Raw genomic sequence first — 26574 nt, 5'->3', positions numbered from 1 at the left:
AGACGTGCGGAGCCGAGCATATCCGGGCCCGTCGAACCCCCGTTCTGCGGCTGTCGGCAAGCTCACGTACCCGGCCGGTATGCCTGGCCGGACCCCGGCCACTAAAATTGGGTTACTTAACAGTAGTTAGCATCCTTGGGGAGTGAACGTCTTGGCGGGTTCGACCGACTTCGACCTCTACCGTCCGGCCGAGGAGCACGACATGCTCCGCGAGACGATCCGTTCGCTCGCCGAGGCCAAGATCGGTCCGTTCGCCGCGGAGGTGGACGAGGAGGGCCGCTTCCCGCAGGAGGCCCTGGACGCCCTGGTGGCCTCGGACCTGCACGCGGTCCACGTCCCCGAGGAGTACGGCGGCGCGGGTGCCGACGCGCTCGCCACGGTCATCGTGATCGAGGAGGTGGCGCGCGTGTGCGCGTCCTCCTCGCTGATCCCCGCCGTGAACAAGCTGGGCTCGCTCCCGGTGATCCTCTCCGGCTCCGAGGAGCTGAAGAGGAAGTACCTGGGCCCGCTCGCCAAGGGTGACGCGATGTTCTCGTACGCCCTGTCCGAGCCGGACGCCGGTTCGGACGCGGCGGGCATGAAGACCAAGGCCGTCCGTGACGGGGACTTCTGGGTCCTCAACGGTGTGAAGCGCTGGATCACCAACGCGGGTGTCTCCGAGTACTACACGGTCATGGCCGTCACCGATCCGGACAAGCGCTCCAAGGGCATCTCGGCGTTCGTCGTCGAGAAGTCCGACGAGGGCGTCTCCTTCGGCGCCCCGGAGAAGAAGCTCGGCATCAAGGGCTCCCCGACGCGCGAGGTCTACCTCGACAACGTGCGTATCCCCGCCGACCGCATGATCGGCGAGGAGGGCACCGGCTTCGCCACCGCGATGAAGACCCTGGACCACACCCGCATCACGATCGCGGCCCAGGCCCTCGGCATCGCCCAGGGCGCCCTCGACTACGCCAAGGGCTACGTCCAGGAGCGCAAGCAGTTCGGCAAGCCGGTCGGCGACTTCCAGGGCATCCAGTTCATGCTCGCCGACATGGCGATGAAGCTGGAGGCGGCCCGCCAGCTCACCTACGCGGCGGCTGCCAAGTCCCAGCGCCTCGACGGCGACCTCACCTTCTTCGGCGCGGCGGCCAAGTGCTTCGCCTCCGACGTCGCCATGGAGGTCACCACGGACGCCGTCCAGCTCCTCGGCGGCTACGGCTACACCCGGGACTACCCGGTCGAGCGGATGATGCGCGACGCCAAGATCACCCAGATCTACGAGGGCACGAACCAGGTCCAGCGCATCGTCATGGCCCGCAACCTGCCGTAACGGCGTACCCGCAGTCCGTTTCACGGCCCCCGGCGCACCTGCCGGGGGCCGTACCCGTGGGCCCGGCGGCGAGGCAGTCGGCCTGCGCGGCACCGCGGTCCAGGACGTCCGCGAAGGGTCACGGGACACCGCTGATAGGGTCCGCGGAGGCTAAACCGCAACATGATGGAGTTGGTTCGTGAAGCTGCTCCCGCTGTTCCTCCGACGGCCGATAGAGGCGGTGTACGAGCGCCGGCTGGCCGCCACCCTGGTGGGGCTGCCCCGCCCGCAACACGTCGGGATCATGCTCGACGGCAACCGGCGCTGGGCCCGCCAGGCGGGCCACAAGGACCTCCGGGAGGGGTACCGGGCGGGCGGCGCCAAGGCGACCGAGTTCCTGGACTGGTGCACGGCCGCGGGAATCGAGCGCGTGACCCTCTTCATGCTCTCCGACGACAATCTCGGGCGCCCCGCCGAGGAACTCGGCCCGCTGATCGAGATCATCAAGGAGACCGTCCAGGACATCACGGCCGCGGGCCGCCCCTGGGAGGTCCAGGTGATCGGTTCGCTCGACCTGCTGCCCGGCGCCACCGCCGAGGTCCTCAAGCAGGCCACCGCCACGACGGCCGGGCGCGGCGGCCTCAAGGTGGACATCGCGGTCGGCTACGGCGGCCGGCGCGAGATCGTCGACGCGGTCAAGAGCGCGTTCGCCGCGCACATCGCGGCGGGCGGCGACCCCGCCGAACTGGCCGAGCGGTTCGACATCGACGACATCTCCCGGCACCTGTACTCGCCGACCGCCGACCACACCGACTTCATCATCCGGACCTCCGGCGAGCAGCGGCTGTCGGGCTTCCTGCTCTGGCAGTCCGCGTACGCCGAGATGCACTGGGTGGACTGCTACTGGCCGGCGTTCCGCCGCGTGGACTTCCTGCGCGCGATCCGCTCGTACGCGGGCCGGCAACGACGCTTCGGGAAGTAGCCGCCGGCGGCACTTCAGGCGCTCCGGGGAAACGAGAGGTCCGGACGGCAGACGCCGTCCGGACCTTCCTGGGAGCCCGCGCGGTCAGCTGCCCTTGACCGTGACCTTCTCGTCGTTCTTCAGCTGCTCCACGAGCTGCTTGACCTTGTCCTTGTCCCAGACGAGGTTGCCGTTCACGCTCTGGCCGGAGAGCGGGATGTTCATCGACGTGCCCTCGCCGCCCGTGACGCCCTTCATCGCGAAGAACATCTGGCTCAGCGACCAGAGCGACATGTCCTTGTCGACGACCAGGGTGTCCAGGCCCGCGCCCATCGTCGGGTACAGCTTGAACGGGTTGAGGATCGTGGACGGCGTCGCCGTCTGGGAGGCCAGCGCCGCGAGGAACTTCTGCTGGTTCTTCGTGCGGTCCAGGTCACTCCCGGCGAACGCGTACCGGGTACGGACGAAGGCGAGGGACTGCTCGCCGTCCAGGGTCTGCTTGCCGGCCTGGAAGTCCGCGCCCGACTTCTTGTCCTTGAAGGCCTTGGGGATGTTCAGCTCGACGCCGCCGATCGCGTCCACGATCTTCGCGAAGCCGCCGAAGCCGATCTCGACGTAGTGGTCGATCCGCAGCCCGGTGTTGAACTCGACCGTGCGGACCAGCAGTTCCGGGCCGTCCTCCGCGTACGCGGCGTTCAGCTTCGTCGTGCGGCCCGTACCCGCGAACTTCTTGCCGGACTCGGAGCCGACGAACGAGGGGATCTCGACGTTCGAGTCGCGGGGCAGGGAGATCAGCGTCGGGCCGTTGGAGCCGTCGTGCAGGATCATCATCGAGTCGGTCCGCTTGCCCTCGGCGGAGCCGGTGTGCAGCTTCTTCCTGTCCTCGGCCGTCATGCCCTCGCGGCTGTCGGAGCCGACGATCAGGTAGTTCGTGCCGTCGCCCTCGGAGGGTCGCTCGATGACCTTGGCGAGGTCGACCTCGCGCTTGAGCTTGCCGTCGGCCCAGAAGTACGTGCCGATGGAGACGGCGAGCAGCACGACCACGAGGGTCAGCGCGCCTACCTTGATCCGCCGGCCCCAGTCGGGCGCGGGGCGGCCCTGTACGTAACCGCTGTCGCCGCCGACGCGCCCGTTGCCCCCGCCGTGGCCGCGACCGCCCTGGCCGCCGCTGTTGCTGCCGCCGTAGACCTGGCCCGTGTTGTAGCCGCTGTCGTAGCCGGGGGACTCGTCGTGGCCCTGTCCCTGCTGCGGCGGGATCCGGGGCGGGGACTGCGGAGGCGCGGGGCGGCGCCTGACATGCGGCATGGCGCGGGCGCCCTCGGGCCGGGAGCTGTCACTGCCCTGCCCGTAGCGCTCACCGGGTCCGCCGTTCCGCCCATCGGGCCAATCGCTCATGTGGAACAGTGTGCCGTCCCGGGCCACGACTCTTACAGGGTGTACCGGAATTCGGACCGGGGATGTTGCGAAGCTGATGCAATGCAACCGGGTGCAAGCCCCCGCATAAGGTGGAGGGCATGACAGATCAGGCCCAAGCGCCGGAAGGCGAGATTCCGGCCAAGCCGACCTCGGCTTCCCGGACCACCCTCAGCCACATCATGACCGGCAGCGACACCAACCTCCTGGGGACGGTGCACGGCGGCGTGATCATGAAACTGGTCGACGACGCGGCGGGTGCCGTCGCCGGCCGGCACTCCGGTGGTCCGGCCGTGACGGCCTCGATGGACGAGATGGTCTTCCTGGAGCCGGTGCGCGTCGGTGACCTCGTGCACGTCCGCGCCCAGGTGAACTGGACCGGCCGCTCCTCGATGGAGGTCGGCGTCCGCGTCATGGCCGAGCGGTGGAACGAGTCGACGCCCGCCCAGCAGGTCGGCAGCGCGTACCTGGTGTTCGCGGCGGTCGACGAGGACGGCAAGCCGCGCCGGGTGCCGGAGGTGGTCCCCGAGACGGAGCGCGACAAGCGCCGTTACCAGGAAGCCCAGATCCGCCGCACCCACCGCCTGGCCCGCCGCCGAGCGATCAAGGACCTCCGCGAACAGCGCGCGGCCGAGGGCATCGACGACTGACCTGGCGTCATTGCGGAACAGCAGACCGGCAAATCGGTGCTGAGTGGTCAGTTAGCCGTCTCTGTGCTCACAACGACCTGTTACGGGCAGATGACCTGGTCGCCCGTTACCGTGTCGAATTCACCTTGTTGCGGGGTCTCGGCCTTGACGCGCCGCACCTTCGTGAAGTCCGAGCCCGCCGTCACCTTCATCGTTCCGCCCTGCCCCTTCACGGCCTTCAGCTCGCAGCCGGGCAGCGCGGTGGCCAGGGACCTCGCCGAGCGGTCCCACCGCGGGTCGTATGAGATGAGCGTCCGCTCCCGGTAGCCCTGGCCGCCGTTCAGCGGGGCGCGGGTGGTGTTGAAGCCGGTGCCGCGCAGCGCCGCGTCCATCGTCTGGCCCAGCCCGTCCTTCGGCGTCCCGTTGTAGACCTGCACCCGGATCTGCTCCGGGGCGACGCCCACGACCGTCGCCTTGGGCTGCTTCGGCAGCTGCGGGGCGAGCGGCTGGTCCTCGCGCAGGGCCCGGAACAGCCTCTCCGACTTCCTCGCGTCCCACTTCACCGTGGAACCGATGCCCTTGACCTGGAAGCCGCCGTCCTCGATCGGTACGGAGGTGAATTCGGACGAGGCCGGGGTGAAGCCGCGCATGGCCTTGCCGAGCTCCAGCATCTGCTCCGTACCGAACCCCTTGTCGGCGCGCACGGAGTCCAGCATCGACGAGGTGACCTGCTGGAATCTCATCGGGTTCATCAGCACGCCGCTGCTGGTCGTCTGCTTGATCAAGGCGGCCATGAACTTCTGCTGGCGCTGCATCCGGCCCAGGTCGGCCGCCCCGTCGATGTGTCGGGAGCGCACGTACTGCAGGGCCTGGCCGCCGTCCAGCTTGTGGGTGCCCGGTGTGAGGTTCAGGCCGGTGTAGGTGTCCTTGAGCGGCTTCGCGGTGCAGATCTCCACCCCGCCCAGTGTGTCCACCGTCTTCATGAAGCTGGTGAAGTCGACCTCCAGGTAGTGGTCGATCTTGATGCCGGTCATCTGCTCGACGGTCCGCACGGTCAGATGCGGGCCCCCCTCGGCGTAGGCGGCGTTCAGCTTCACCGGGTGGGCGGAGTGCTCCTTGCCCGTCGTCCGGTCGGTGTGCGCGGGGATCTCGGCGTAACTGTCACGCGGCAGGCTGACGACGCTCGCCCGCTGTCTGTCGGCGGAGAGGTGGACCAGCATCAGGGTGTCGGTGCAGTGACAGGGTGCGCCGCCCAGCCGGTACTTCTTCCTCTCCGCCTTGGTGATCTTGTCGCGGCCGTCGGTGCCGACGAGCAGGAGATTCATGCCCTGGCCGCCCTGGGGGCGGTTCTTCATGTCCTTGAACGGGTCGACCCGGTCGATCCCCGTCTCCAGACCGCTCACCACCGCGTGGCCGATCCCACCGGCGCCGAGCACCAGTACGGAGAGCCCGGTGGCCACTCGCATGCCCCAGCGGGGCGGCGTCTTCCGGCCGCCGGACCGGCCTCTGCCGCCGCCCGCGGCCCCGGACCGCCGGGGGGATCTGCGTTGCGGGGGAGCGCTGCGGGGGTGCGGTGGACGGGGCGATCGGTGCGGCGTGGGCACGAGGGACACCTCCGCGGTGCGAGTAGGACTTTCGCACGGTAGGCCCATACGATCTGCGGACCGGTAGAAGACCTGGCGGCGCGCGCCCGTGTCCCCCATTCGCGGTAACGTGGCGGCCGAATCCGCCGCCTCCTGGGGCGCGAAAACCCCCGGAACCCCTGGCACCCCCGAGGACCCCCTGAGGACCACATGTCTGCCGCGCAGTACCCCGCCGTCTCCGTGATCATGCCGGTGCTCAATGAGGAACGTCATCTCAGGAACTCGGTCCGGCACATCCTGGAGCAGGAGTACGCCGGTGAGATGGAGGTGGTGATCGCCCTCGGTCCGTCGACCGACCGTACGGACGAGATCGCCGCTGAGCTGGTACGGGAGGACTCCAGGGTCCACACCGTCGCCAATCCGACCGGCCGTACGCCCGCCGCGCTGAACGCCGCGATCAAGGCCTCGCATCACCCGATCGTGGTACGGGTCGACGGCCACGGAATGCTCTCCCCGAACTACATCGCGACCGCGGTCCGCCTCATGGAGGAGACCGGCGCGCAGAACGTCGGCGGCATCATGCACGCCGAGGGCGAGAACGCCTGGGAGGACGCCGTCGCCGCCGCGATGACGTCGAAGATCGGCGTCGGCAACGCCGCCTTCCACACCGGCGGCCAGGCGGGCCCGGCCGAGACCGTGTATCTGGGTGTCTTCCGTCGCGAGGCACTGGAGCGGGCGGACGGCTACAACGTGGAGTTCATCCGCGCCCAGGACTGGGAGCTGAACTTCCGCATCCGCGAGTCCGGCGGCCTGGTCTGGTTCTCGCCGGAGCTGAAGGTGCGGTACCGCCCCCGCCCCAGCATCCGCGCGCTCGCCAAGCAGTACAAGGACTACGGGCGCTGGCGCCACGTCGTGGCCCGCTACCACGCCGGCTCGATCAACCTGCGCTACCTGGCCCCGCCGACCGCCGTCTGCGCGATCGCGGCGGGCGTCGTCGTCGGCGTGGCCGTCACCCCGTGGGCGTTCGTCGTGCCGGCCGGCTACGTCGCGGCCATCGTGGCCGGGTCGCTGCCCGCGGGCAAGGGCCTGCCGCTCAAGGCCCGCGCGCAGATCCCGGTCGCGCTGGCCACCATGCACATGTCGTGGGGCTACGGCTTCCTGACCAGCCCCCGCTCGCTGGCGAAGAGGGTCATCGCGAGCCGCCGCCCCGCGGTCCGGGAACAGACGGTCTGACCGCCGTATGAGAGGGGGCCCCGCCGTTGCCGGCGGGGCCCCCTCTTCCGTGCCGGGCGTCAGAAGGTGAAGTTCGGATTGACCTTCATGCACGCCTTCTCGTCCGCACCGTTGAGCGCGCCCGCCGACTCCGGCGTCTTCTCCTCGACCTCCTTGGCCGGGTACGCCCCGTCCTCGCGCCAGTCCGCACCCACGGCCAGCACGATGCCCGACACCGAGGTCGACTTCCGCACCTGGGACACCGGGACACCGAGCGCCTTGGCGACCGCCTGCGCGTCGCCCTCCATGTCCGCGCTCGGGTAGAGGACGCCGGTCCGGTCGGCCGCCTCGACGTTCTGGGAGTCGACCGACGTCTTGGCGAAGCCCGCGTCCGTCAGCAGGTTCTTGACCGTCGTCGCTCGGCCCTGCACCGGACCGAGACCGTCCTTTCCGGTCGCGTTGCGCACACTGACCGGGATCTCGGCGGCCGGCGCGGCGACGTCCTTGGTGACGGTCGTCTTGCGCTTGGAGGCCTTGCCGTCCAGCGGGACGTCCTCGCGGATCATCCGGAAGACCTGCTCGGCCTCTTCGGGCTTGGGGAACACCCGGCCGCTGAGGTTGCCCGTCCCGTAGACGTTCGGCATCGTCGTCATGGTGATCCGGTTCGTCGGGGCCTTCTTCAGCTCCTCCGCCAGGTCGTACAGCTTCTTGACCGTGTCCAGGCCCTTGTCGACCGTCAGCGCGCTGGTGGCCGCCTCCGCGAGATTCATCAGCTTCCCGGGATCGGTGAGCTTGGTGCCCTTGCGCAGCTCACGCACCATCGAGTTCAGGTACTGGTGCTGGGCCTTCGCGCGGCCCAGGTCGGTGTTGTCCTCGAAGCCGTAGCGGGTGCGCAGCCACTGGAGGGCCTGCTCACCCTTGACTGAGGTGGTGCCCTCCTTCAGCTTCAGCCCGGAGCCCTTGCCGTCACCTGTGTGCGAGTAGATGTTGGCGTCCACGCAGACCGGAACGCCTCCGACCGCGTCGGCCATGGAGACCACGCCCTCGAAGTCGATCATCATGAAGTGGTCGATGGTGATGCCGGTGAGCTCGTACCAGGCGGCCACCGTGCACCCGGGTCCGCCGCGGCCGAGGCTCTCGTTCGTCTGCACGGGCAGCGTGCTGGCCGGGTACACCTTGTCGGTGTCCGGGTCCGTGCACTTCGGCATCTTCAGCATGGTGTCGCGCGGCATGCTCACGACCGAGATGTTGCTGCGGTCCGCGGAGAGGTGCAGCAGCATCTGCACATCGGCGAGCGGCGTACCCCCGAACGTCTCCTTCGCACCGCCGAGCTTCCGGTTGGCCTCGGAGTCACGGGCGTCGGAGCCGATGATCAGGATGTTCAGCGGGGTCTGACCGGCGGAGTTGGCCTTGTGATCGGCCATCGGCTTGTCGCCGAGGGTCAGATCCTCTTTCCTGATGTTGCCGTTGAGGTGTTTGTAGTAGAGGTAACCGGCGCCGCCGGTGCCGAGTATCAGCAGGGCGAGTACGGACGCGACCCAGCGCAGTACCCGCCGCCCGCCCCCTTCGGCGGTGCGCCGGCTGCGGCGGTTCGGACCGCCGTGACGATACCCGTTCTCCGGCGGCCGGGACCGCTCGCGCGGTCCGTGACCGTTCCGCGTGGACCGGCCGCCCGAGGCGTCGCGTCCGCCGTCGTGGACGCCGTCGTCCGGGTCCTGGTGCCGGACGCGCGACCGCGACCCCTCCCCACGCATGCTGCTCCGTCCCACCGGGACCCCCCTGCTGCTCAGAAACTCGCTGGAGCGCGACGACCCGTCGTCACTTCGCGCATTCCGCCTTGTCGGCGCTTGCCTTCGGGATGTCCGGCGCCGCCGCCGGTCCTGTGATGGGCACACCGGCACCATCGAAATCGGCTCCCAGGGTCAGCACCATCGCCTGAAGGCCTTCGGCGTCGGTGGTCCCCTGCTTCAGCGCCGTGGCGGGCAGCCCCATCATGTCCGCGAGTGCGCGGGCCTGGTCCGCCTGGTCCGGCGCGTACGCCAGGGTGGTCCTGTCGATCTTCACCGGGGCGTTCGCCCTGTTCGTGGACTGCGGCACGCCCTGCTCGGTCTGCAGCCAGGTGACGGTCGCGCCCGCGGCTCCGGCGATCCCCCCGCCGTTGAGCACGTCGACGCGTATGTCCTCCGGGGCCGCCCGGTCGCCCTTGAGCACCGCCGCCTGCTTGCTCCTGGCGGCCTTCTCCCGCTTCTTCACCTCGGTCAGCGAGGTGTCGGCGCGCATCGTCGCGAAGAGCTGCTTCGACTTCGCCGGGTCGACGACCACGGTGATGGGCTCCGGCTCGGCCGGGTTGTCGACCACGGGCATCGTGACGAAGCTGATGTTCTTCGTGTCGATTCTGCCGAGCTCCTGGGCGAGCGAGGTCAGCTTCTTGATCGACCCGATGCCCGAGTCGACGGTGAGCGCCTTCGTCGCCGCGTCCGCCAGCTTGAAGAGCTTGGTCGGGTCGGTCAGCGTGTCGTCGGACTTCATCTGCCGGATCATCGAGCCGATGAACTGCTGCTGCACCTTGATCCGGTCCAGGTCGCTCCTGTTCCCGAAGCTGTGCCGGGTGCGGACGAACGCCAGCGCGTCCTCGCCCTGGATCGTGGACTCGCCCGCGGGCAGTTCGAGGTGCGAGTCGGGGTCGTTCACCGGTCCGGCCAGACAGACCTTCACGCCGCCGACGGCGGTGGAGAGCGTCTTGACGGCGTTGAAGTCGACCATCATGAAGTGGTCGACCGACAGGCCGGTGATCTCCTTGACCGTACGCATCGTGCAGCCGGGGTCGCGTCCCTCCTGGCCGAGGCTGACGTTGAAGCGGACGTTCCGCGAGCCGGGTATGACCTTCTCCGAACCGTCCGGCTGCTTCGTGGTGCAGTCGGGGATCTGTGTCATCAGGTCCCTGGGGATGCTCATCGCCGTGGCGTTGGTGCGGTCCTCGGAGACGTGGAAGAGGATGTTCGTGTCGGCGTGGCCGGCACTGCCCGTGTCGCCGTAGCCCTCGTTGCCCGCGCCGGTGCGCTTGTCCGTACCGATGATCAGGATGTTCAGCGGGCCGTCGGCGGCGACGCCCTCGCTGCCCGCGTCACCGACGTCGATGGTGTCCAGGTTGCCGTTGAACTTCTGGTAGAGCGCGTAGGCCCCGGCCGACCCGGCGACGATCACGAAGGCCATGACGCCGCCGGTCCACAGGAGGGCCTTCCTCCGCCGCTGCCTCGGGGACCTGCCCTTGCGGCGGGCGGCTGCCCGGTGCTCCTGGGCGTTCCGGGCCGGACGGCCCCCGCGCTGCCCCGGTACCTCGCGGCGGGGGCCACCGGTGCCGGGCTCCGCCCGGTCACCCGTGTCGCGGCGTCCCGATCCTTCGCGGGTGACGCCGGAACGGGATTCGCGTCGGCTGCCTGAGTTATGGCGGTTTGCCGTACGGGAGGAACCGGACGACTCTCTTCCGGAGTTGTCCGGTCGCAATTCGTAATTGCCGGTCCGCGGATCGAGTACCCATTCGTCTGCGGGATCGATTTCGTCCGCCCGCCCACGGCTATGCGCGTCCACGGTTGCCTGAATCCTCCGTCGGTGCCACGCGAGGCGCCTCCCCCGGCACGGCGCTCGGTCCTTCGCTCCAGCAGTGCACGGTCCGAGGTCCGCGAGCACCGGATCGCGTCACACTATCCGGCCGAATCGGCCATGGGTGACGGGCGTGACATATTCCACGCTCCTTACAACCGGGCATTCTGCATATTCCGCTCCGATTGGCGTCGGTCACTTGAGAATTGCTTTACGCATCGCACAGGTCGTCAGCCGCATTCGATCCCGAATAGGTCGGCGCCGGGGTGGGGCTCTCGCTCGTACCGCCGGGCTCCTGACCGGAAGAATCCTTGTCGGAGCTGTGATCCGCCTGTGAATGCTCGCCATTGATTTCGTCGGCGGGGGCCACGGCGACGGGTTCGTCCTTACGCAGACGCTCGAACAACTGGTTGGCGTCCGGCTGGACGAGCTCGTCCCGGTTCGGGTTCGCGCGGTAGGGCTGCCGGGGCACGGTCAGGAACTGGACCTGCTCCGTCGGCACGTTCCGCATCCCGCGCACCAGGTCGTACAGGTCCCTGAGGGAGTCCAGACCCGGGTCCGTGGTGAGCGACTTGGTCGCCGCGTCCAGCACCGGGTACAGCCGCGTCGGGTTCAGCAGGACGCCGTTGCTCTGCATCTTGTTGACGAGGGCCCCCAGGAACTTCTGCTGGCGGTCCATGCGCTCGGTGTCGCTGCCGTCGCCGATCGACTTACGGGCCCGTACGTAGCCCAGGGCCTGCTCGCCGTCGAGCTTCTGGCGGCCCGCGGGGAGCTTGAGATGGGCGTCGGTGTCGTCGACGGGCTCCTTGAGGCAGACCTCGACGCCGTCCACGGCGTCGACCATGTCCTTGAAACCGTTGAAGTCGATGACCATGTGGTGGTCGACGCGGACGCCCGTCATCTCCTCCACGGTGCGGATCGTGCAGGCCGTGCCGCCGAGCTCGAAGGCCCCGTTGAACTGGGCGAACTGCTTGTTCGTGGCCTTCCCGTCCGCCGTGTGGCAGCTGGGGATCTCGGCCATCAGGTCACGCGGGATCGACACCGCGGTCGCGCTCCGGCGGTCGGCCGCGAGGTGCAGCAGGATCGTGGTGTCCGAACGCTGGCTGCCGCCGTCGTCACGGCCGTACTCGCTGTTGTCACCGGACCGGGTGTCGGAACCGATGAGCAGGATGTTCTGCGCGTCCTGGGCGATCGGGGTCGGACGCTCCTGCTCGTACGCCTTGAGTTCGGCCGCGGCACCGGTGTCCGTCGTGATGTTGCCGTCGAGCTTCTTGTACAGCCACCAGCCGGCGCCCGCCGCGACCAGCACCAGGAACGAGGCGGCGAGGGCGGTCCAGCGGAGCCAGTGGCGCTTGCGCCCGGGGGCGCCGGCCCCGGGCCGGTCGGCCCAGGTGCCGAATCCACCACCGTCCTGGCCGTCCTTGCCGTCACCGCCGTCGTCGTGGTCCTCGCCCTCGCCGCCGTCGCCCGCGGCCCCGGTGGCGGGGGAGCCGTCCTGTGGAGCGGGATCGGACTCCTCCGGCGGGGTGGCCCCGGAATCGTCCCGCGACCCGTCCGTCGGTCCGTCCCCTGCCGAGTGGTCAGGGCGGTCCGGGGGGCCGGCGCTGTCGCTCACGTCTGCGTCCATCCTTCGTTTTCGGCGGCGCGATGGGCCGCCGGTCGCAGGAGTAGACGGCTGAACCTCACGCTTGGTTGTGCCTTCGGGCGGAGTGGTCCGTACCGCCCGATCATGTACCGCCGCGCAGGCTCAGTCCCGGGGGCTCGGCCCGCCGTGGGCCGGACGGGTGGAGCTCAGGGCGCTTGTCATACCGCGGTGTCGGTGACCCGCTCGCTCTCGACGCGCTTGGCCAGCCCCTCCGCGTCCAGCCGGTCCAGGTGGCGGCACAGCACCACGGACCCGCCGGCGGCCAGCGGAGCGAAGAGCCCGGCGGAGAGTCCGTCCCACGTGTCGTACGTACGTCCCGTCAGCAGCCTCGACCCCGGGGTGAGGCCAAGCGCCGCCGCGTCCTCACGGGCCCGCGCGACCAACTGGTCCGACGTCAGCTCGACCCCGCCCACGCCGAGCGCGGGGGCCGACGGATCCACCGGGGCGTACGGCGCGAAGCGGTCGCCCTGGCCGGGCACCTCCACCGCGTAGTCCGCGAACCCCTCCGGCGGCTGCGGGAAACGGCCGCCCAGCGGGCGCAGGGCCAGGGCCGTCCGCTCGCCGCGACAGGCACGTGCCCGGTCCAGGGAGTCCGGCCCGGTCACCACCAGATCGGCGGCGGCGGGGTCGCCCTGCACATCGGCGACGACACCGACGGACGAGCAGGCCAGCAGCCAGACCGCGGACTGCCAGTGCGCGGGCAGCAGCAGGGCGAGCCGGTCGCCCGGCTCCGCGGCCAGGTCGCCCTGCAGCAGATTGGCCGTCTTGGCCACCCAATTGGCGAAGGTGGCCACCGACAGTTCGACGCGCTCTCCGGTTGCGTCGTCGTAGAAGGTGACGAGTGGGCGGGCCGGGTCCGCGGCGAGCGCGGATCGCAGCAGGTCGGCGGGGGTGCGATCACTGGCGTTCATCCGCGCAAGGGTACGCGCCGGGCGCGGACGCGGCGGGGCGCGAACGGTATCGCGTACACCGGTCGGCAGACGGGGCGTCAAGTGGGAGCAGCGTCCCTCCAGTAGCCGGGAATGCCGGAATCCAGCCAGGATTTCCTGTATGCATGCACTTCTTGCAACCTCCATCGGCGTCACCTGCGCGGCGGCACTCACCCTCCCGCTCGCCGTGCCCGCGCCAGCCGCCCCCCTGCCCGCCCCGGTCGCCCACGCGCCCGCGACCCCCGCTGCCGAACCGTCGGGTTCCACGCAGTCCCTGCCCCTGAGGCCGCTCACCGACGCGGCCCCCCGGGCCACCGGCGAGCCCACCGAGTCCCTGCCCCCCGCCGAACAAGGCCTGCGGCAGCGCGACGCGCACCGCTTCTCACTCGTCGGCGTGGTCTGGGACGACGCCGACGCCGAACTGCACGGCACCGTCCAGGTCCGGGCCCGCGCGACCGGCACCGCACGCTGGTCCGGCTGGCAGAACCTCGAGACGCACAACACCGACCACGCCGCGGACACCGACAGCGCCGAACGCACGTCGGGCAAGGTCCGCGGCTCCACGGCCCCGCTCTGGGTCGGCGACTCGGACGGTGTCGAAGTGCGCGTACGGTCCGAGGACTCCGGACCGCGGAGCAGCGCCGCGGGCACCGCGCCCCTGCCCGAGGGACTGCGGGTGGAGCTCGTCGACCCGGGCGAGGACCCGCAGCAGCCGCCGACCACGATCACCCCGGCCACCGGTACCCCGGCCACAGGCGCTCCCACCGCGGTCACCCCCGTGGCCTCCCCCCAGCCGGGCGCGCTCCCCGAGTCCGCGGGGCTCGGCCTGGCCGCCGCCGAGAGCTCCGCGGTCAACGCCGACCTCGCGCCGCTCGGAGCCACCGAGATCTCCGCCCTGAGCAAGGCCGAGTCGGAGGAGCAGGCGGTCGTCGCGGCGGGCGCCAAGCCCTTCGTGGGCCCGCGCCCCCGCATCGTCACACGCAAGGGCTGGGGTGCCGACGAGAGCATCCGGGAGCGCGCCTTCGCGTACACCACGACCGTCAAGGCGGCCTTCATCCACCACAGCGCCACCGGGAACAACTACACCTGCTCCCAGGCGCCCTCGGTCCTGCGCAGCATCTACCGCTACCACGTCAAGAGCAGCGGCTGGCGCGACTTCGGCTACAACTTCGCCGTCGACAAGTGCGGAAACATCTACGAAGGACGCGCGGGCGGCGTGACGAAGGCGGTCCTCGGGGCCCACACGCTCGGGTTCAACACCAACAGCATGGGCATCGCCGTACTCGGCACGTACACCTCGAAGAACCCGCCGGCCGCCGCGGTGACCGCGATCGCCAAGCTCACCGCCTGGAAGCTCGGCCTGTTCGGCCGCAACCCGAAGGGAAAGGTCACGCTCGTCTCCGCCGGCAGCGGAAAGTACAAGAAGGGCGCCAACGTGAAGCTCAACGTCATCTCCGGCCATCGCGACGGGTTCGCAACCGAATGCCCCGGAAGCCGTCTCTACAAGAAGCTCGGCACCGCCCGGACCAGCTCGGCCCAGTTGCAGGGCCGCTGACCGGGAGGCCTGCCGAGGACTGCATACACTGGCCAGCCGATACGAGGCCCGGCCCCATCAGGAAGCAGAGACGGCGCTGTGACAGAGGCAAGAGAAGCGATCCTGCTGGTCGGTGGCAAGGGCACCCGGCTGCGGCCACTCACGGTGCACACCCCGAAGCCGATGGTTCCGGCGGCGGGCGTCCCGTTCCTCACGCACCAGCTGGCGCGTGCCCGGGCGGCCGGGGTGGAGCACATCGTGCTCGCGACGTCCTACCTGGCGGAGGTCTTCGAACCGTACTTCGGTGACGGTTCCTCACTCGGGCTCTCCATCGAGTACGTCACCGAACGCGAGCCGCTCGGCACCGGCGGAGCCATCCGCAACGTGGCGTCGCGACTGACCTCGGGCCCGGACGAGCCCGTCCTCGTCTTCAACGGGGACATCCTCACCGGGCTCGACATCCGGGCCCTGGTCGCGTCGCACGCCACGTCCGGGGCGGACGTCTCCCTGCACCTCACCAGGGTGGAGGACCCGCGCGCCTTCGGCCTCGTACCGACGGACGCCACGGGCAGGGTGACGGCCTTCCTGGAGAAGCCGCAGACACCCGAGGAGATAGTCACCGACCAGATCAACGCGGGGGCGTACATCTTCCGCCGCTCGGTCATCGACACCATCCCGGCCGGCCGGCCGGTCTCCGTGGAACGCGAGACGTTCCCCGGCCTCCTCGCCTCCGGTGCCCATCTCCAGGGCATGGTCGACTCCACCTACTGGCTGGACCTCGGCACCCCGCAGGCGTTCGTACGCGGCTCGGCCGACCTGGTCCTGGGCCGCGCGCCGTCCCCGGCCGTCCCCGGCCGCTGCGGCGACCGGCTGGTCCTGCCCACCGCGTCGGTGGCCCCCGACGCCAAGCTCACCGGCGGTACGGTCATCGGCGAGGGCGCCCTGATCGGCGAGGGCGCCAGGATCGCGGGTTCCACCGTGCTGGCGGGCGCCGTCGTCGAGCCGGGTGCCGTGATCAGCGACTCACTGGTCGGGGCGGGTGCCCGGATCGGCAGCCGTACGGTCCTGGCGGGCGCGGTGATCGGCGACGGCGCGCACGTCGGCGCCGACAACGAGCTCCGCGACGGGATCCGGGTCTGGTGCGGTGCGGTCCTCCCGGACGCCTCGGTCCGCTTCTCGTCGGACCAGTGACCCGGCCGGTGACCCGAGCAGTGGTCCGACCGGTGAACGGTCTCCGTCGGCCGTACCCTCGATAGGCACCCCCGACGACCGAGGACCTCACCCGTGGCAGGACGCTTCGTACCCCGCACCACCGCCGTGCCGCACCAGCAGCCGGCGGTCCCGGACCCGTCCGCCCCGCCGCTGGAACGGACCTGGACCCCGCCCGGACCGCTCGACCTGCGGCTGGTCCTGAGCCCTCTGCGACGCGGCCCGGCGGACCCCACGTACCGGGCGCTGCCCGACGGTTCGTTCTGGCGGGCCACCCGGACCCCGGCCGGGCCCGGCACGCTGCGCGTCGCGGCGGCCGGGGACGGACGGATCTCCGCGGCGGCCTGGGGCCCCGGCGCGCAGTGGCTCCTGGACGGGCTTCCCGGGCTGCTCGGCGCCGACGACGATCCGGACGCCTTCCGCCCGCGCCACCGCCTGGTCGCCGCCACCTTCCGGCGCAGGCCGGGGCTGCGCCTGCTGCGCACCGGGCTGGTCATGGAGTCCCTGATCCCGTCGGTCCTGGAACAGAAGGTCACCACCGACGAGGCCTACCGCGCCTGGCGGCTGCTGGTCCGCACCTACGGCACCCCGGCGCCCGGCCCGACGGACGGACGGTTCGGCACGTACGGCCTGTACGTCATGCCGGACGCCAGGACCTGGTCGCGGATCCCCTCCTGGGAATGGCACCGGGCGGGCGTGGACGCCAAACGCTCGGCGACGATCCTGCGCGCGGTCCGGGTGGCCCGCCGCATGGAGGAGGCGGCGTCGATGGAACTGTCCGAGGCGACGGCACGGCTGGAGCTGATCCCCGGCGTCGGTCCGTGGACGGCGGCCGAGACGCTGCAGCGCTCCAACGGGGCGGCCGACGCGGTCACGGTCGGCGACCTCCACCTTCCCGGCATCGTCGGGTACGCCCTGGCGGGCGACCGGAGCGCCGGCGACGAGGAGATGCTGGCCCTCCTGGCACCGTACGAGGGCCAACGCCACCGGGCGACACGTCTGATCATGCTCTCGGGTCACACGCCGCCGCGCCGTGCCCCCCGCATGACACCCCGCGACATCGCCCGGTTCTAGCGGGGCGGCGGGCCGGAGTCCGCTCCGCCTCAGCGCACCGCGATGAACGCCCCCGCGTCCCGTGCGCCCCGCTCCTTCGGCGCCCGCGCCGCGTGTCCCACGGCCACCGCGCCCAGCGGATCCCAGCTGTCCGGCAGGTCCAGCACCTCACGCACCACGTCCCGGCAGAACATCGTCGAGGACACCCATGCCGAGCCGAGCCGTTCACCCGCGAGTGCCACCAGGAAGTTCTGCACGCCCGCACCGGCCGCGACCACGAACATCTCGCGCTCGGCGGTGTCCCGCCGCGCGTCCCCGTAGGTGTGCGAGCCGTCCATCACCAGGCACGGCACCGCCAGATAGGGCGCGTCGCGCAGGACGTCGCCCCGCCGCACCCGCTTGGCGACCGATTCCTCGCTCCTGCCGTCCCGGCGCAGGTCGGAGATCCACGCGTCCCGCATCGCGTCGAGCAGCCGGGTCCGCGCGTCCGCCGACTCCAGCAGGACGAAGCGCCACGGCGTCGTGTGGTGCGGGGCCGGCGCCGTCACGGCGGCAGCCACCGCGCGCCGTACGGCGCCCGGGTCCACCGGCTCGTCGGTGAACTCCCGCACCGTCCGTCGCAGGTGGAGTGCCTCCCGTACCGCCTCGGACGTCCCCAGCCGGAACATGTCGTCGGCCGCGGTCCGCACCATCGCCCGCGCGCCGTCCGTGGGGTCCCCGGGGGCCGCCACCACATGGGGCAGGCCCCGGACCACGGCGACCGGCAGGCCGGACGCCTTGCCCTTCACCAGGTCACCGGCCGAGGCCAGCTCGTCGGCGGTGGCCACCACGGTCGCGCTCAGCGGATTGCCGTACGTGTCCGTACCGCCGCGGAGGTCGTCGAGCACCCGGACGCCCGCCGCGCCGATGGCGACATCGGTCAGCCCGTTGCGCCAGGGGCGCCCGAAGGTGTCCGTGACGACGACGCCGACCTCGACCCCGAGGGTGTCCCGCAGCCCGTCCCTGATGACCTTGGCGGAGGCGTCCGGGTCCTTGGGCAGCAGCAGGACCGTGCCGGCCGGGGTGTTGGAGGCGTCGACACCGGCCGCGGCCATGACGAGGCCCTGCCGGTTCTCCACGATCCTGAGCTTCCCCCGGCGGGCGACCACCCGGACCGTCTCGGCGTCGATCGCCGCCTCCCGGTCGGCGGCCTCCACGGTCCGGCCCTCCGCCTTGGAGACGATCTTCGAGGTGACCAGCAGGACGTCACCGTCCACCAGGCCCGGCTCGGTGGCGGCGATCAGCTTCGCGAGGTCGTCCCCGGCCCGCACCTCGGGCATCCCGGGCAGCGCCCACACCCGGTACGAGGGTGCCTCGGCGGCCGGCCCGCTCATGCCCGGACCTCCTCGGCCAGCGCCAGTGCCTGGCGGGCCATCTCGGCGGTCGTGTCCAGGTCCGTCATCATCAGCGGGACGGCACGGCAGCGGATCCCCGCGGCCTCCACCCCGGCCACGGTCCCGGCGTCCACGGTGTCGACGAGCCAGCCGTCCAGCAGGCCCGATCCGTAGTGGCGCGCGACGGCCGAGGCCGTCGACTCGACGCCCACGGCGGCCAGCACCTTGTCGGCCATGCCCCGCACGGGCGCGTCACCGACGATGGGGGAGAGCCCCACGACCGGCACCCCGGCCTCGGCGATCGCCTCGCGGATACCGGGCACGGCGAGGATGGTGCCCACCGACACGACGGGATTCGACGGGGGGAAGACGATGACGTCGGCCCCGGCGATGGCCTCCAGCACGCCCGGTGCGGGCTCGGCCTGCTCCGCCCCGACCGGCACGATCGCCCGCGCCGCGACGGAGGCCCGCATCTTCACCCAGTACTCCTGGAAGTGGATGGCCCTGCTCTCGCCGTCGACGTCGATGGCCACATGCGTCTCGACGCGGTCGTCGGACATCGGGATGAGCCGGACCCCGGGCTTCCAGCGGGCACAGAGCGCCTCGGTGACCGCGCTCAGCGGATAACCCGCGCCGAGCATCTGCGTACGGACGATGTGGGTCGCGAAGTCACGGTCGCCGAGCCCGAACCACTCGGGGCCCACGCCGTACGCCGCGAGCTCCTCCTTGACCTGGAAGCTCTCGTCCGTACGCCCCCAGCCCTGCTCCTCGTTGATGCCACCGCCGAGGGTGTACATCACGGTGTCCAGGTCGGGGCAGACCTTCAGCCCGAACAGATGGATGTCGTCACCGGTGTTGCCGATCACCGTGATGTCCGCTTCGGGGGCGGCCTGTTTGAGGCCACGCAGGAAACGAGCACCACCGATACCGCCGGCCAGAACCACAATGCGCATGCAACCAGTCTGTCAGGCGGAGCCTGTCGGTTGTGGGGCGGTGGTGGGCGACGGGTGGGGCTGTCAGGCGGAGCCTGTCGGTTGTGGGGCGGTGGTGGGCGACGGGTGGGGCTGTCGGGCGGAGCCTGTCGGTTGTGGGGCGGTGGTGGGCTGTCAGGCGGGTACGACGTCCAGGGCGGACGGGGCGCACTGTGCCGTGTGCATCGGCATGTCGGTCAGGCCGGGGTGGTAGACGTGCAGGCTGACGGCCGGTTCGAGGGAGTCGTTGACGACCTCGTGGACGTATCCGGGGGCGAAGACGCGCTGTGCGCCGGTGTCCAGGGTGCGTGTCCCGCGCTCCGTGTGTTCCGTCAACTCGCCGTCCAGCACGGTGAGTACACCGGAGGACAGCCCGTGGTCGTGGCGCCCGCTGCCCTGGCCGGGGACCCAGCTGAGCAGCCACACCTCGTAGCCCGGGCCTTCCTGCAGTCGGTGGTACCAGCGGGTGGTGGTGTCGTACCGGACGAGCGGGGCCCAGCGGGCGCGGTCGGCGGCGATGGTGCGGGCGAGACCGACGAACTCGGCCACGGTGGCGGGGTGGGGGCGGGCCGGCTGGAGGAGGTGCTGTACCTCGAGGATGTCGCCGGCGATCTGGAGGTCGCTGTCGCTGTTCATGGGTGCGGTGGTTCCTCGGCATGGGGATGCGCGTGCGGGGGGTGTCGCGGAGAGCCGGAATGCGGGTGGAGAAGGCTGGATCAGAGCTGGAGCGCTAGGGGCTTCAACAGCTGTGACAGCTGGAACAGCAACAGCGGGCCTGGACAGCCGTACGGAACCCACGCATGGGGGTCGCGTACATCGCTGCGGTCGCTTGCATGCAGTCAAGGAGAGCGGCTCGGCCCGCCTCCTGTCAACCCGATGCCCGATTTGGCGGCAATCTTTCACTCCTTCCGGTCGTCCGGGTTGAAGAAAGGTTTTGGCAGTTACGGGAGCGGCAATGTGGCGCAACAACCGTCTTCGTAAACGCGACGGGAAGTCTGTGACCCGACTGTGATCTTGGTCGCTTCAGTGATCGAATCGAAACACGGGGACGGCCATGGTCGTCTCACCCGGTGAGAAGCGCTGCGTGACGAGGCCGAAGGCATATGTCAGGTTTTTGGTGATTTGAACACTTTCGGCATACGCTTGGTTCCGCAGAGTGAATACCGAGGCCAATAGCAGATCTTCGCTTGACTGGCCCAGAGCTACACACTTGTAATTTCACTCGTGTTGTTCGGCGCATCAGTAACGGCCGCATCACGGGGACGCAAGAGACAGACGAGGGGCGCACATGACCGAGCTGTTCCAGCAACTGCTGGTCGAGGACGCGGACGAGGAGCTCGGCTGGCAGGAGCGCGCACTGTGCGCCCAGACAGACCCCGAGTCCTTCTTCCCGGAGAAGGGCGGCTCCACCCGCGAGGCGAAGAAGGTCTGCCTCGCCTGTGAAGTCCGTTCCGAATGCCTTGAGTACGCTCTCGCCAACGACGAACGGTTCGGCATCTGGGGCGGCCTCTCCGAGCGTGAGCGGCGCCGCCTCAAGAAGGCCGCCATCTGACCCACCACGTGCCCGGACCCCCGGGAGCGCCGACGGCCCGTGGCCCGGACCCCCGTACAGGGCCCGGACCACGGGCCGTCGGCATGTCCGGACGCCGTCGCCTCCCGCCGTTCAACCGCTCGGCGCAGGGCGCACATCCGTACCGTTAGTGTGGGGCCCCGTCCGAGAGACGCGCCAACGCCCCGCCGGGGCGCGCGTGTACACCGATGCAGCCCCCGGGGGGACGCCCCCTCCGGACCCGGCCGGAGGGCCCGTACCTCGATGTCCGTGCACAGCCACTCGGCGGCGCCGAACGCGGCCGCCGCCGCCCCTGAGTTCCCCCGGCACGTCGTCACCGCCGTGCTCGTCTCCCATGACGGCGCACGCTGGCTGCCCGATGTGCTCGCCGGTCTGCTCGGGCAGGACCGCCCCGTACAGAACGTCGTCGCCGCCGACACGGGCAGCGCCGACGACTCCGCGCGCCTGCTCACCGAGGCACTCGGCGGCGAGCGCGTGCTGCACCTCGCGCGCCGTACGAACTTCGGCACCGCCGTCGACGAGGCGACCCGCACAGCCGGCGTCCTCGGCCCCGACGACCTGCCGTACCTGAAGCGCCCGAGCGGCTGGGACCCGGCCACCCGGACCTGGCGTGACGACGCGTACGACCTGCCGGAACTCCCGCACGGCGATCCCGTCCAGTGGCTCTGGCTGCTGCACGACGACAGCGCACCCGAGCCCGACGCGCTCGCCGAGATGCTGCGCGTCGTCGACAACGACAAGCACGCCGCGATCGTGGGACCGAAGCTGCGCGGCTGGTACGACCGCAAGCAGCTCCTCGAGGTCGGCGTCTCCATCGCCAACAGCGGACGCCGCTGGACCGGTCTCGACCGGCGCGAGCAGGACCAGGGCCAGCACGACCAGGTCCGTACGGTCCTCTCCGTCTCCTCCGCGGGCATGCTCATCCGCCGCGACATCTGGGAGGAGCTCGGCGGCTTCGACCGCAGACTCCCGCTGATGCGTGACGACGTCGACCTCTGCTGGCGCGCCCACATGGCCGGCCACCGGGTCCTCGTCGCGCCCGACGCGGTCCTGCGGCATGCCGAGGCCTCCGCCAGGGAACGCCGTCCCATCGACTGCGCGGGACGCTCCGTCTCCAGCCCGCACCGCGTCGACAAAGCGGGCGCCGTCTACACGATGCTCGTCAACGCCCGCGGCAAACAGCTGCCCTGGGCCCTGGTCCGTCTCGTCCTCGGCACCCTGCTCCGCACCCTCGCCTATCTCGTGGGCAAGGTCCCCGGGCAGGCGCTCGACGAGGTCGCCGGGCTCCTCGGCACCCTGCTGCGCCCCGGAAGGATCCTCGCCGGGCGCCGCGCACGGGGCAAGGGGGCCGTGGACGCCGCCGAGCTGCGCTCCCTCTTCCCCCCGCCGGGCGCCACCGTCCGCGCGACCGTCGAACAGATCGCGGGCAACTTCGGCAACCGCGCCGACTCCGACTCCGGCGGCTCCCGCCACGGCGTCGTCGAGTCCGGACCCGGCGGTGACGACGCCGAATTCCTGGAGATCGAACAGTTCGCACGGCTCAAGCGGATCGGCCGCAAGCCCGGCCCGGTCCTCTTCGCGCTCCTGCTCCTCGTCTCACTGGTCGCCTGCCGCGGCCTCCTCGGCGGCGGCGCACTCGCGGGCGGCGCGCTCCTGCCCGCGCCCGCCGACGTCTCCGACCTGTGGGGACGCTACGCGGACGGCTGGCACCCGGTCGGCACCGGCGGCACGCAGACGGCGCCGCCCTACCTCGGCGTGATCGCCGCGCTGTCGGCGCTGTTCCTCGGCTCCACGGGCCTCGCCCTCACCGTGCTGCTGGTCTGCTCGGTCCCGCTCGCCGGGCTCACCGCCTACTTCGCCTCCCGGCCCCTCATCGAGTCGCGGCTCCTGCGGGCCTGGGCGAGCGTCGCGTACGCCTTCCTGCCCGCCGCGACCGGAGCGCTGGCCACCGGCCGCCTCGGCACCGCAGTACTGGCCGTCCTGCTCCCGCCGATCGCCCGCGCGGCCGTCGCCGCGCACGGGATGCGCGGCGGCGACGGCGCACGCGGCACCTGGCGCGCGACCTGGGCGTACACCCTGCTGCTCACCTTCACGACGGCGTTCACCCCGATCGTCTGGCCGCTCGCCGCGGTCCTCGGCGTCGGGGTGCTGGTGCTGCGCCGGGGCGACATCGTCGCGTACGGACTGCGCTTCCTGGCCACCGTCGGCACCCCGATGCTGCTCCTCGCACCCTGGTCGCTGTCCCTGCTGACCAGCCCGTCCGGCTTCCTGAAGGAGGCAGGTCTGGACACCGGTACGGGCACGGCGACCGCGCTCGACCTGCTCGGCATCAGCCCCGGAGGTCCCAAGGCGGCGGGCGGCGTCCTGCTGCTGGGCATCGTCCTGGCGGCGCTGGCCGCACTGCTGCGCGGGGAGCGGCAGTTCGCGATCCGTGCCGCCTGGGCCGCCGCGCTCGTCGGCCTGTTCTTCGCGGGCCTCTCCAACGGCTCCACCTGGGCGGGCCCCGCCACCCTCGTCTACGGCATCGCGCTGATCGGCGCCGCCGTGCTCGGCGCCGACGGCGCCCGGGTGCGGGTCGCGGCGCTCAGCTTCGGGTGGCGCCAGCCGGTCGCCGCGCTGATCGCCCTGGCCGCCGCCGCCGCGCCCGTGCTGGCCGCCGCCGGCTGGATGATCGGCGGCGCGGCCGGACCGCTGGAGCGCCGCGACGCGGTGCAGGTCCCCGCCTTCGTCGCGGAGGAGAGCGTCACCCGGGACCAGCCGCGCACCCTGGTTCTCGGCGGTTCCTCACCGGCCGCCGTCTCGTACAGCCTGGTCCGCGGCTCGGGTGCGCGCCTCGGCGACGCCGAGCTCACCGAGGCGGGCGGCAGCAACGCCCACCTCGACAAGGTCGTCGGCAACCTGGTCGCCGGCTCGGGCGCCGACCAGGGAAGCCAGCTGAGCGGTTTCGCGATCCGCTACGTCCTCGTACGGGACGGGGCACCGCGGCAGATGAGCCGGGTGCTCGACTCGACGCCCGGCCTCAGCCGGCTCAGCCAGCTGGACGGCAGCGCCCTGTGGCGCGTCGACCGGCAGGTCTCGCGCCTCATGATCGTGCCGTCCGGCGAGGGCGCCGAGCCCGTGCCCGTCGGCTCGCTGCCCGTCGAGGCGCACACGAAGATTTCGGAGGGCGGATCGGGCCGGGTGCTGCGGATCGCCGACGGTGCGGACCCGCGCTGGCAGGCCACGCTGAACGGCGAGGCGCTGACGCCGAAGACCGTGGACGGCTGGGCGCAGGGCTTCACGCTCCCCGCCGAGGGCGGCACGCTGGACCTCACGTACGACACCCCGGTCACGCACACCGCCTGGATCTGGACGCAGGTGGCCCTCGGAGTCGTCCTGGTGGTCATGGCCCTGCCGGGCCGCCGCCGGGTGATCGACGACGACCTGCCCGAGGAGCCCGAGGCGGTCCCGGTCGAGCCGGTCGCCGGCGAGGGACGCCGTGCGCGCAGGCTGCGCGCGGCGGCCCGGGCGGAGGCGGTGACGGCGGGGGAGGACGGTCAGGAGGCCGGGTACGAGCCCCCCTACGGTGACCAGGACGGCACTCCTCCCGCCCCGGACGCCCCGGAACCGGCGGCGGTGCCGGGCGGGTACATCCCGGCCCAGCAGGACAGCGAACCGTACGCGCCGGCCCCGGACGACCAGGACGGCACCGGCACCTACGCGGCGGTCCCGCAGCAGAACTACGGGGAGTGGGACGCGCAGCAGTACCAGGGCGCTCCCGACTACGGGCAGTACCAGGGCGCGCAGGACAGCGGGCAGTACCGGAGCGGCCAGGACGCCGGGCAGTACCAGGGCGCGCAGGACACCGGCCAGTACCAGGCCGGCCAGGACGGGCAGTACCACCAGGCCGACCCGTACCAGGCAGACCCCTACCAGCAGCAGGGCGCCTACGACCCGTACGGCTACCCCCAGCAGCAGCCCTACGCCCCCGGGACGGGCGAAGCCGCCCCGTACGACGGGCACGAAGAGAACACAGCCCCGGGCCAGGGCCCGTGGCCGACCGGCAACGCATCGCGAGGCGAGTCCGAGTGAAGTCCACCCCCCTGTCCCTCATCGCGGGCGCAGTCGCCCTCGCCGCCGTCACCGGATTCGCCGCGCTCACCGCGCCCGGCGACGGGGAGGCGCCGGAGGCGAAGGCCGCGGCCCGGCTCCCGGTCGAGCGCACCAGCCTGCTCTGCCCGGCGCCCAGCAGCTCCGACCTGGCCGACACGACGTACACGTCCTTCACCCCGGCGGGCGGGAGCGGCGGTGACGCCGGCACCGCCGAGCTGAAGCCGTCCGTGCCGCTCCCGTCGGACGAGGACGACGCGGCGGCCGACAAGGACAAGGACGACGAGGAGGAGAAGCCGGCGGCCGACAAGCCCGTCATCACGCTCGAGGGCACCGGGAAACCGGCCACGGCCGACACCCCCAAGTCCGACGCCCCGGCACTCATCGGCACCGCCACCGGCCGGCTGGCCCCGGGCTGGACGGCCCAGCAGACCACCACGACCGCGGCGGGCGAGGCCCGCGGCCTCCTCGGTGTCAGCTGCACGGCCCCGGACACGGACTTCTGGTTCCCGGGCGCCGGCACTGCGGCGACGCGGCAGGACTACGTCCATCTCACCAACCCCGACGACACGGCGGCGGTCGCCGACATCGAGCTGTTCGGTCCCGAGGGCCCCCTCGAGTCCGACACCGGTGAAGGGATCACGGTGCCGGCCAGGTCGAGCGTCGCGCTGCTGGTCCCGACCTTGACCACCGAGGCCGTCGACGACGTGACCGTCCACGTCACCACCCGGACGGGGCGCGTCGGGGCGGTCGTCCGGGTCGCGGAGAAAGACGCGGGCAGCGACTGGCTGACCGCGTCCGCCGACCCGGCGCGGACCCTGGTCCTGCCCGGCATCCCGGCCGACGCCACGTCCGTACGACTGGTGGCCTTCGCACCCGGTGAGGACGACGCCGACGTGAAGGTCCAGCTCATGGGGAAGAACGCGACGTTCTCACCGGCCGGCAACGACACCCTGCACATCAAGTCGCAGATGACCGCGAGCGTCGACCTCAAGGACGTCACCCGCGGGGAGCCCGGATCGATCCGGCTGTCCCCGGTCGAGGGCGAGGGCACGCCGGTCGTCGCCGCGCTGCGCGTGGTGCGCGGCAAGGGCGACAAGCAGGAGATCGCGTACATCCCCGCGACGGCGCCGGTGGGCGACCGGGCGAGCGTGGCCGACAACCGGGCGAAGGGTTCGGTCCTCTCCCTGACCGCGCCGGGCAGCACGGCGAAGGTCGAGGTGACCGCGTCCGCGGGCAGCGAGGGCGGTGAGAAGACCGTCAAGACGTACACAGTCAAGGGCGGTACGACGCTGGAGGTCACCCCCGAGGTCCCGTCCGGGCTCAAGGGCGGTTACGCGCTGACGGTGAGGACGCAGTCGGGCGGCCCCGTCCACGCGGCCCGCACGCTCACGGTCACCGAGGGCGGCATCGAGATGTTCACCGTCCAGACGCTGCCCGACGACGGCGGCACGGTCGAGGTGCCCGTGGCGGAGCAGGACCTCTCCGTCCTGGACGACTGAGACCCGCCGCACC

At 71.4% G+C, this 26574-nt stretch carries 19 protein-coding genes; 10 read left to right on the top strand and 9 right to left on the bottom strand.

From position 1 onward, the window contains the following. Nucleotides 1–151: 151 nt before the first annotated feature. Both ACFWVP_RS13445 and ACFWVP_RS13440 read left to right on the top strand, forming a co-directional pair. Complete coding sequence (locus ACFWVP_RS13445; protein WP_384496530.1) at nt 152–1309, top strand: acyl-CoA dehydrogenase; 1158 nt, start codon at nt 152–154, stop codon at nt 1307–1309. Nucleotides 1310–1487: 178 nt separating this feature from the next. Next, nucleotides 1488–2270 (top strand): isoprenyl transferase, encoded by a 783-nt coding sequence (locus ACFWVP_RS13440; protein WP_384496260.1) that lies wholly within the window; start codon nt 1488–1490, stop codon nt 2268–2270. Nucleotides 2271–2354: 84 nt separating this feature from the next. Here the strand turns inward: ACFWVP_RS13440 and ACFWVP_RS13435 are convergent, their stop codons facing one another. Continuing rightward, a complete protein-coding gene (locus ACFWVP_RS13435) occupies nt 2355–3644 on the bottom strand; it encodes an LCP family protein (RefSeq protein WP_384496258.1) in 1290 nt (429 codons plus the stop codon). Between the two features lie 119 nt (nt 3645–3763). Between ACFWVP_RS13435 and ACFWVP_RS13430 the strand changes: the two genes are divergently transcribed. Then, the gene (locus ACFWVP_RS13430) at nt 3764–4312 is read left to right on the top strand and encodes an acyl-CoA thioesterase (RefSeq protein WP_384496257.1); all 549 of its coding nucleotides are present in this window, start codon (nt 3764–3766) and stop codon (nt 4310–4312) included. Between the two features lie 80 nt (nt 4313–4392). Here the strand turns inward: ACFWVP_RS13430 and ACFWVP_RS13425 are convergent, their stop codons facing one another. After that, the gene (locus ACFWVP_RS13425) at nt 4393–5757 is read right to left on the bottom strand and encodes an LCP family protein (protein ID WP_384496255.1); all 1365 of its coding nucleotides are present in this window, start codon (nt 5755–5757) and stop codon (nt 4393–4395) included. Nucleotides 5758–6084: 327 nt separating this feature from the next. Here ACFWVP_RS13425 and ACFWVP_RS13420 point away from each other — a divergent pair, with 327 nt between their 5' ends. After that, nucleotides 6085–7107 carry a glycosyltransferase family 2 protein gene (locus ACFWVP_RS13420; protein WP_384496254.1) on the top strand — a complete coding sequence of 341 codons (1023 nt, stop codon included), beginning with the start codon at nt 6085–6087 and terminating at the stop codon, nt 7105–7107. 59 nt (nt 7108–7166) lie between these two features. Here the strand turns inward: ACFWVP_RS13420 and ACFWVP_RS13415 are convergent, their stop codons facing one another. The 4 genes from ACFWVP_RS13415 to ACFWVP_RS13400 all read right to left on the bottom strand — a co-directional run bounded on the left by ACFWVP_RS13415 (nt 7167) and on the right by ACFWVP_RS13400 (nt 13242). Next, nucleotides 7167–8840, bottom strand: a complete 1674-nt coding sequence (locus ACFWVP_RS13415; RefSeq protein WP_384496253.1) for an LCP family protein — start codon at nt 8838–8840, stop codon at nt 7167–7169. A gap of 64 nt (nt 8841–8904) precedes the next feature. Continuing rightward, entirely contained in the window at nt 8905–10674 is a 1770-nt protein-coding gene (locus ACFWVP_RS13410; RefSeq protein WP_384496251.1) for an LCP family protein, read from the bottom strand. A 223-nt stretch (nt 10675–10897) separates the two neighbouring features. Continuing rightward, entirely contained in the window at nt 10898–12313 is a 1416-nt protein-coding gene (locus tag ACFWVP_RS13405) for an LCP family protein (protein ID WP_384496249.1), read from the bottom strand. Nucleotides 12314–12489: 176 nt separating this feature from the next. After that, nucleotides 12490–13242 (bottom strand): TIGR03089 family protein, encoded by a 753-nt coding sequence (locus ACFWVP_RS13400; RefSeq protein ID WP_384496248.1) that lies wholly within the window; start codon nt 13240–13242, stop codon nt 12490–12492. A gap of 139 nt (nt 13243–13381) precedes the next feature. Between ACFWVP_RS13400 and ACFWVP_RS13395 the strand changes: the two genes are divergently transcribed. The 3 genes from ACFWVP_RS13395 to ACFWVP_RS13385 all read left to right on the top strand — a co-directional run bounded on the left by ACFWVP_RS13395 (nt 13382) and on the right by ACFWVP_RS13385 (nt 17077). After that, a complete protein-coding gene (locus ACFWVP_RS13395; protein ID WP_384496246.1) occupies nt 13382–14815 on the top strand; it encodes an N-acetylmuramoyl-L-alanine amidase in 1434 nt (477 codons plus the stop codon). 78 nt (nt 14816–14893) lie between these two features. Next, nucleotides 14894–15985: a sugar phosphate nucleotidyltransferase gene (locus tag ACFWVP_RS13390; protein WP_384496244.1), complete on the top strand. Its 1092-nt coding sequence runs from the start codon at nt 14894–14896 to the stop codon at nt 15983–15985. Between the two features lie 93 nt (nt 15986–16078). Further along, a complete protein-coding gene (locus tag ACFWVP_RS13385; protein ID WP_384496242.1) occupies nt 16079–17077 on the top strand; it encodes a DNA-3-methyladenine glycosylase family protein in 999 nt (332 codons plus the stop codon). A gap of 29 nt (nt 17078–17106) precedes the next feature. Here ACFWVP_RS13385 and ACFWVP_RS13380 read toward each other — a convergent pair whose 3' ends face one another. The 3 genes from ACFWVP_RS13380 to ACFWVP_RS13370 form a co-directional block, all read right to left on the bottom strand. Beyond that, nucleotides 17107–18429, bottom strand: coding sequence for a coenzyme F420-0:L-glutamate ligase (locus tag ACFWVP_RS13380; protein ID WP_384496241.1), 1323 nt, complete (start codon nt 18427–18429; stop codon nt 17107–17109). Next, entirely contained in the window at nt 18426–19382 is a 957-nt protein-coding gene (gene cofD, locus ACFWVP_RS13375) for a 2-phospho-L-lactate transferase (protein WP_384496239.1), read from the bottom strand. Before cofD ends, ACFWVP_RS13380 begins: the two co-directional genes overlap by 4 nt. Before the next feature lie 153 nt (nt 19383–19535). Then, entirely contained in the window at nt 19536–20036 is a 501-nt protein-coding gene (locus ACFWVP_RS13370; RefSeq protein ID WP_384496237.1) for a cysteine dioxygenase, read from the bottom strand. 652 nt (nt 20037–20688) lie between these two features. Here ACFWVP_RS13370 and ACFWVP_RS13365 point away from each other — a divergent pair. The 3 genes from ACFWVP_RS13365 (at nt 20689) to ACFWVP_RS13355 (ending at nt 26561) form a co-directional block, all read left to right on the top strand. After that, the gene (locus ACFWVP_RS13365; protein WP_014046372.1) at nt 20689–20952 is read left to right on the top strand and encodes a WhiB family transcriptional regulator; all 264 of its coding nucleotides are present in this window, start codon (nt 20689–20691) and stop codon (nt 20950–20952) included. A 261-nt stretch (nt 20953–21213) separates the two neighbouring features. Then, nucleotides 21214–25041, top strand: a complete 3828-nt coding sequence (locus ACFWVP_RS13360) for a glycosyltransferase (RefSeq protein WP_384496235.1) — start codon at nt 21214–21216, stop codon at nt 25039–25041. After that, complete coding sequence (locus ACFWVP_RS13355) at nt 25038–26561, top strand: DUF5719 family protein (RefSeq protein WP_384496233.1); 1524 nt, start codon at nt 25038–25040, stop codon at nt 26559–26561. The genes ACFWVP_RS13360 and ACFWVP_RS13355 overlap by 4 nt, the downstream gene beginning before the upstream one ends. Nucleotides 26562–26574 lie beyond the last annotated feature (13 nt).

The organism is Streptomyces sp. NPDC058637, from assembly GCF_042717325.1.
In the GTDB taxonomy this organism is placed as follows: Bacteria; Actinomycetota; Actinomycetes; order Streptomycetales; family Streptomycetaceae; genus Streptomyces.
The sequence above is the reverse complement of the archived record's forward strand: the minus strand, read 5'-3'. Positions and strand labels throughout refer to the sequence as shown.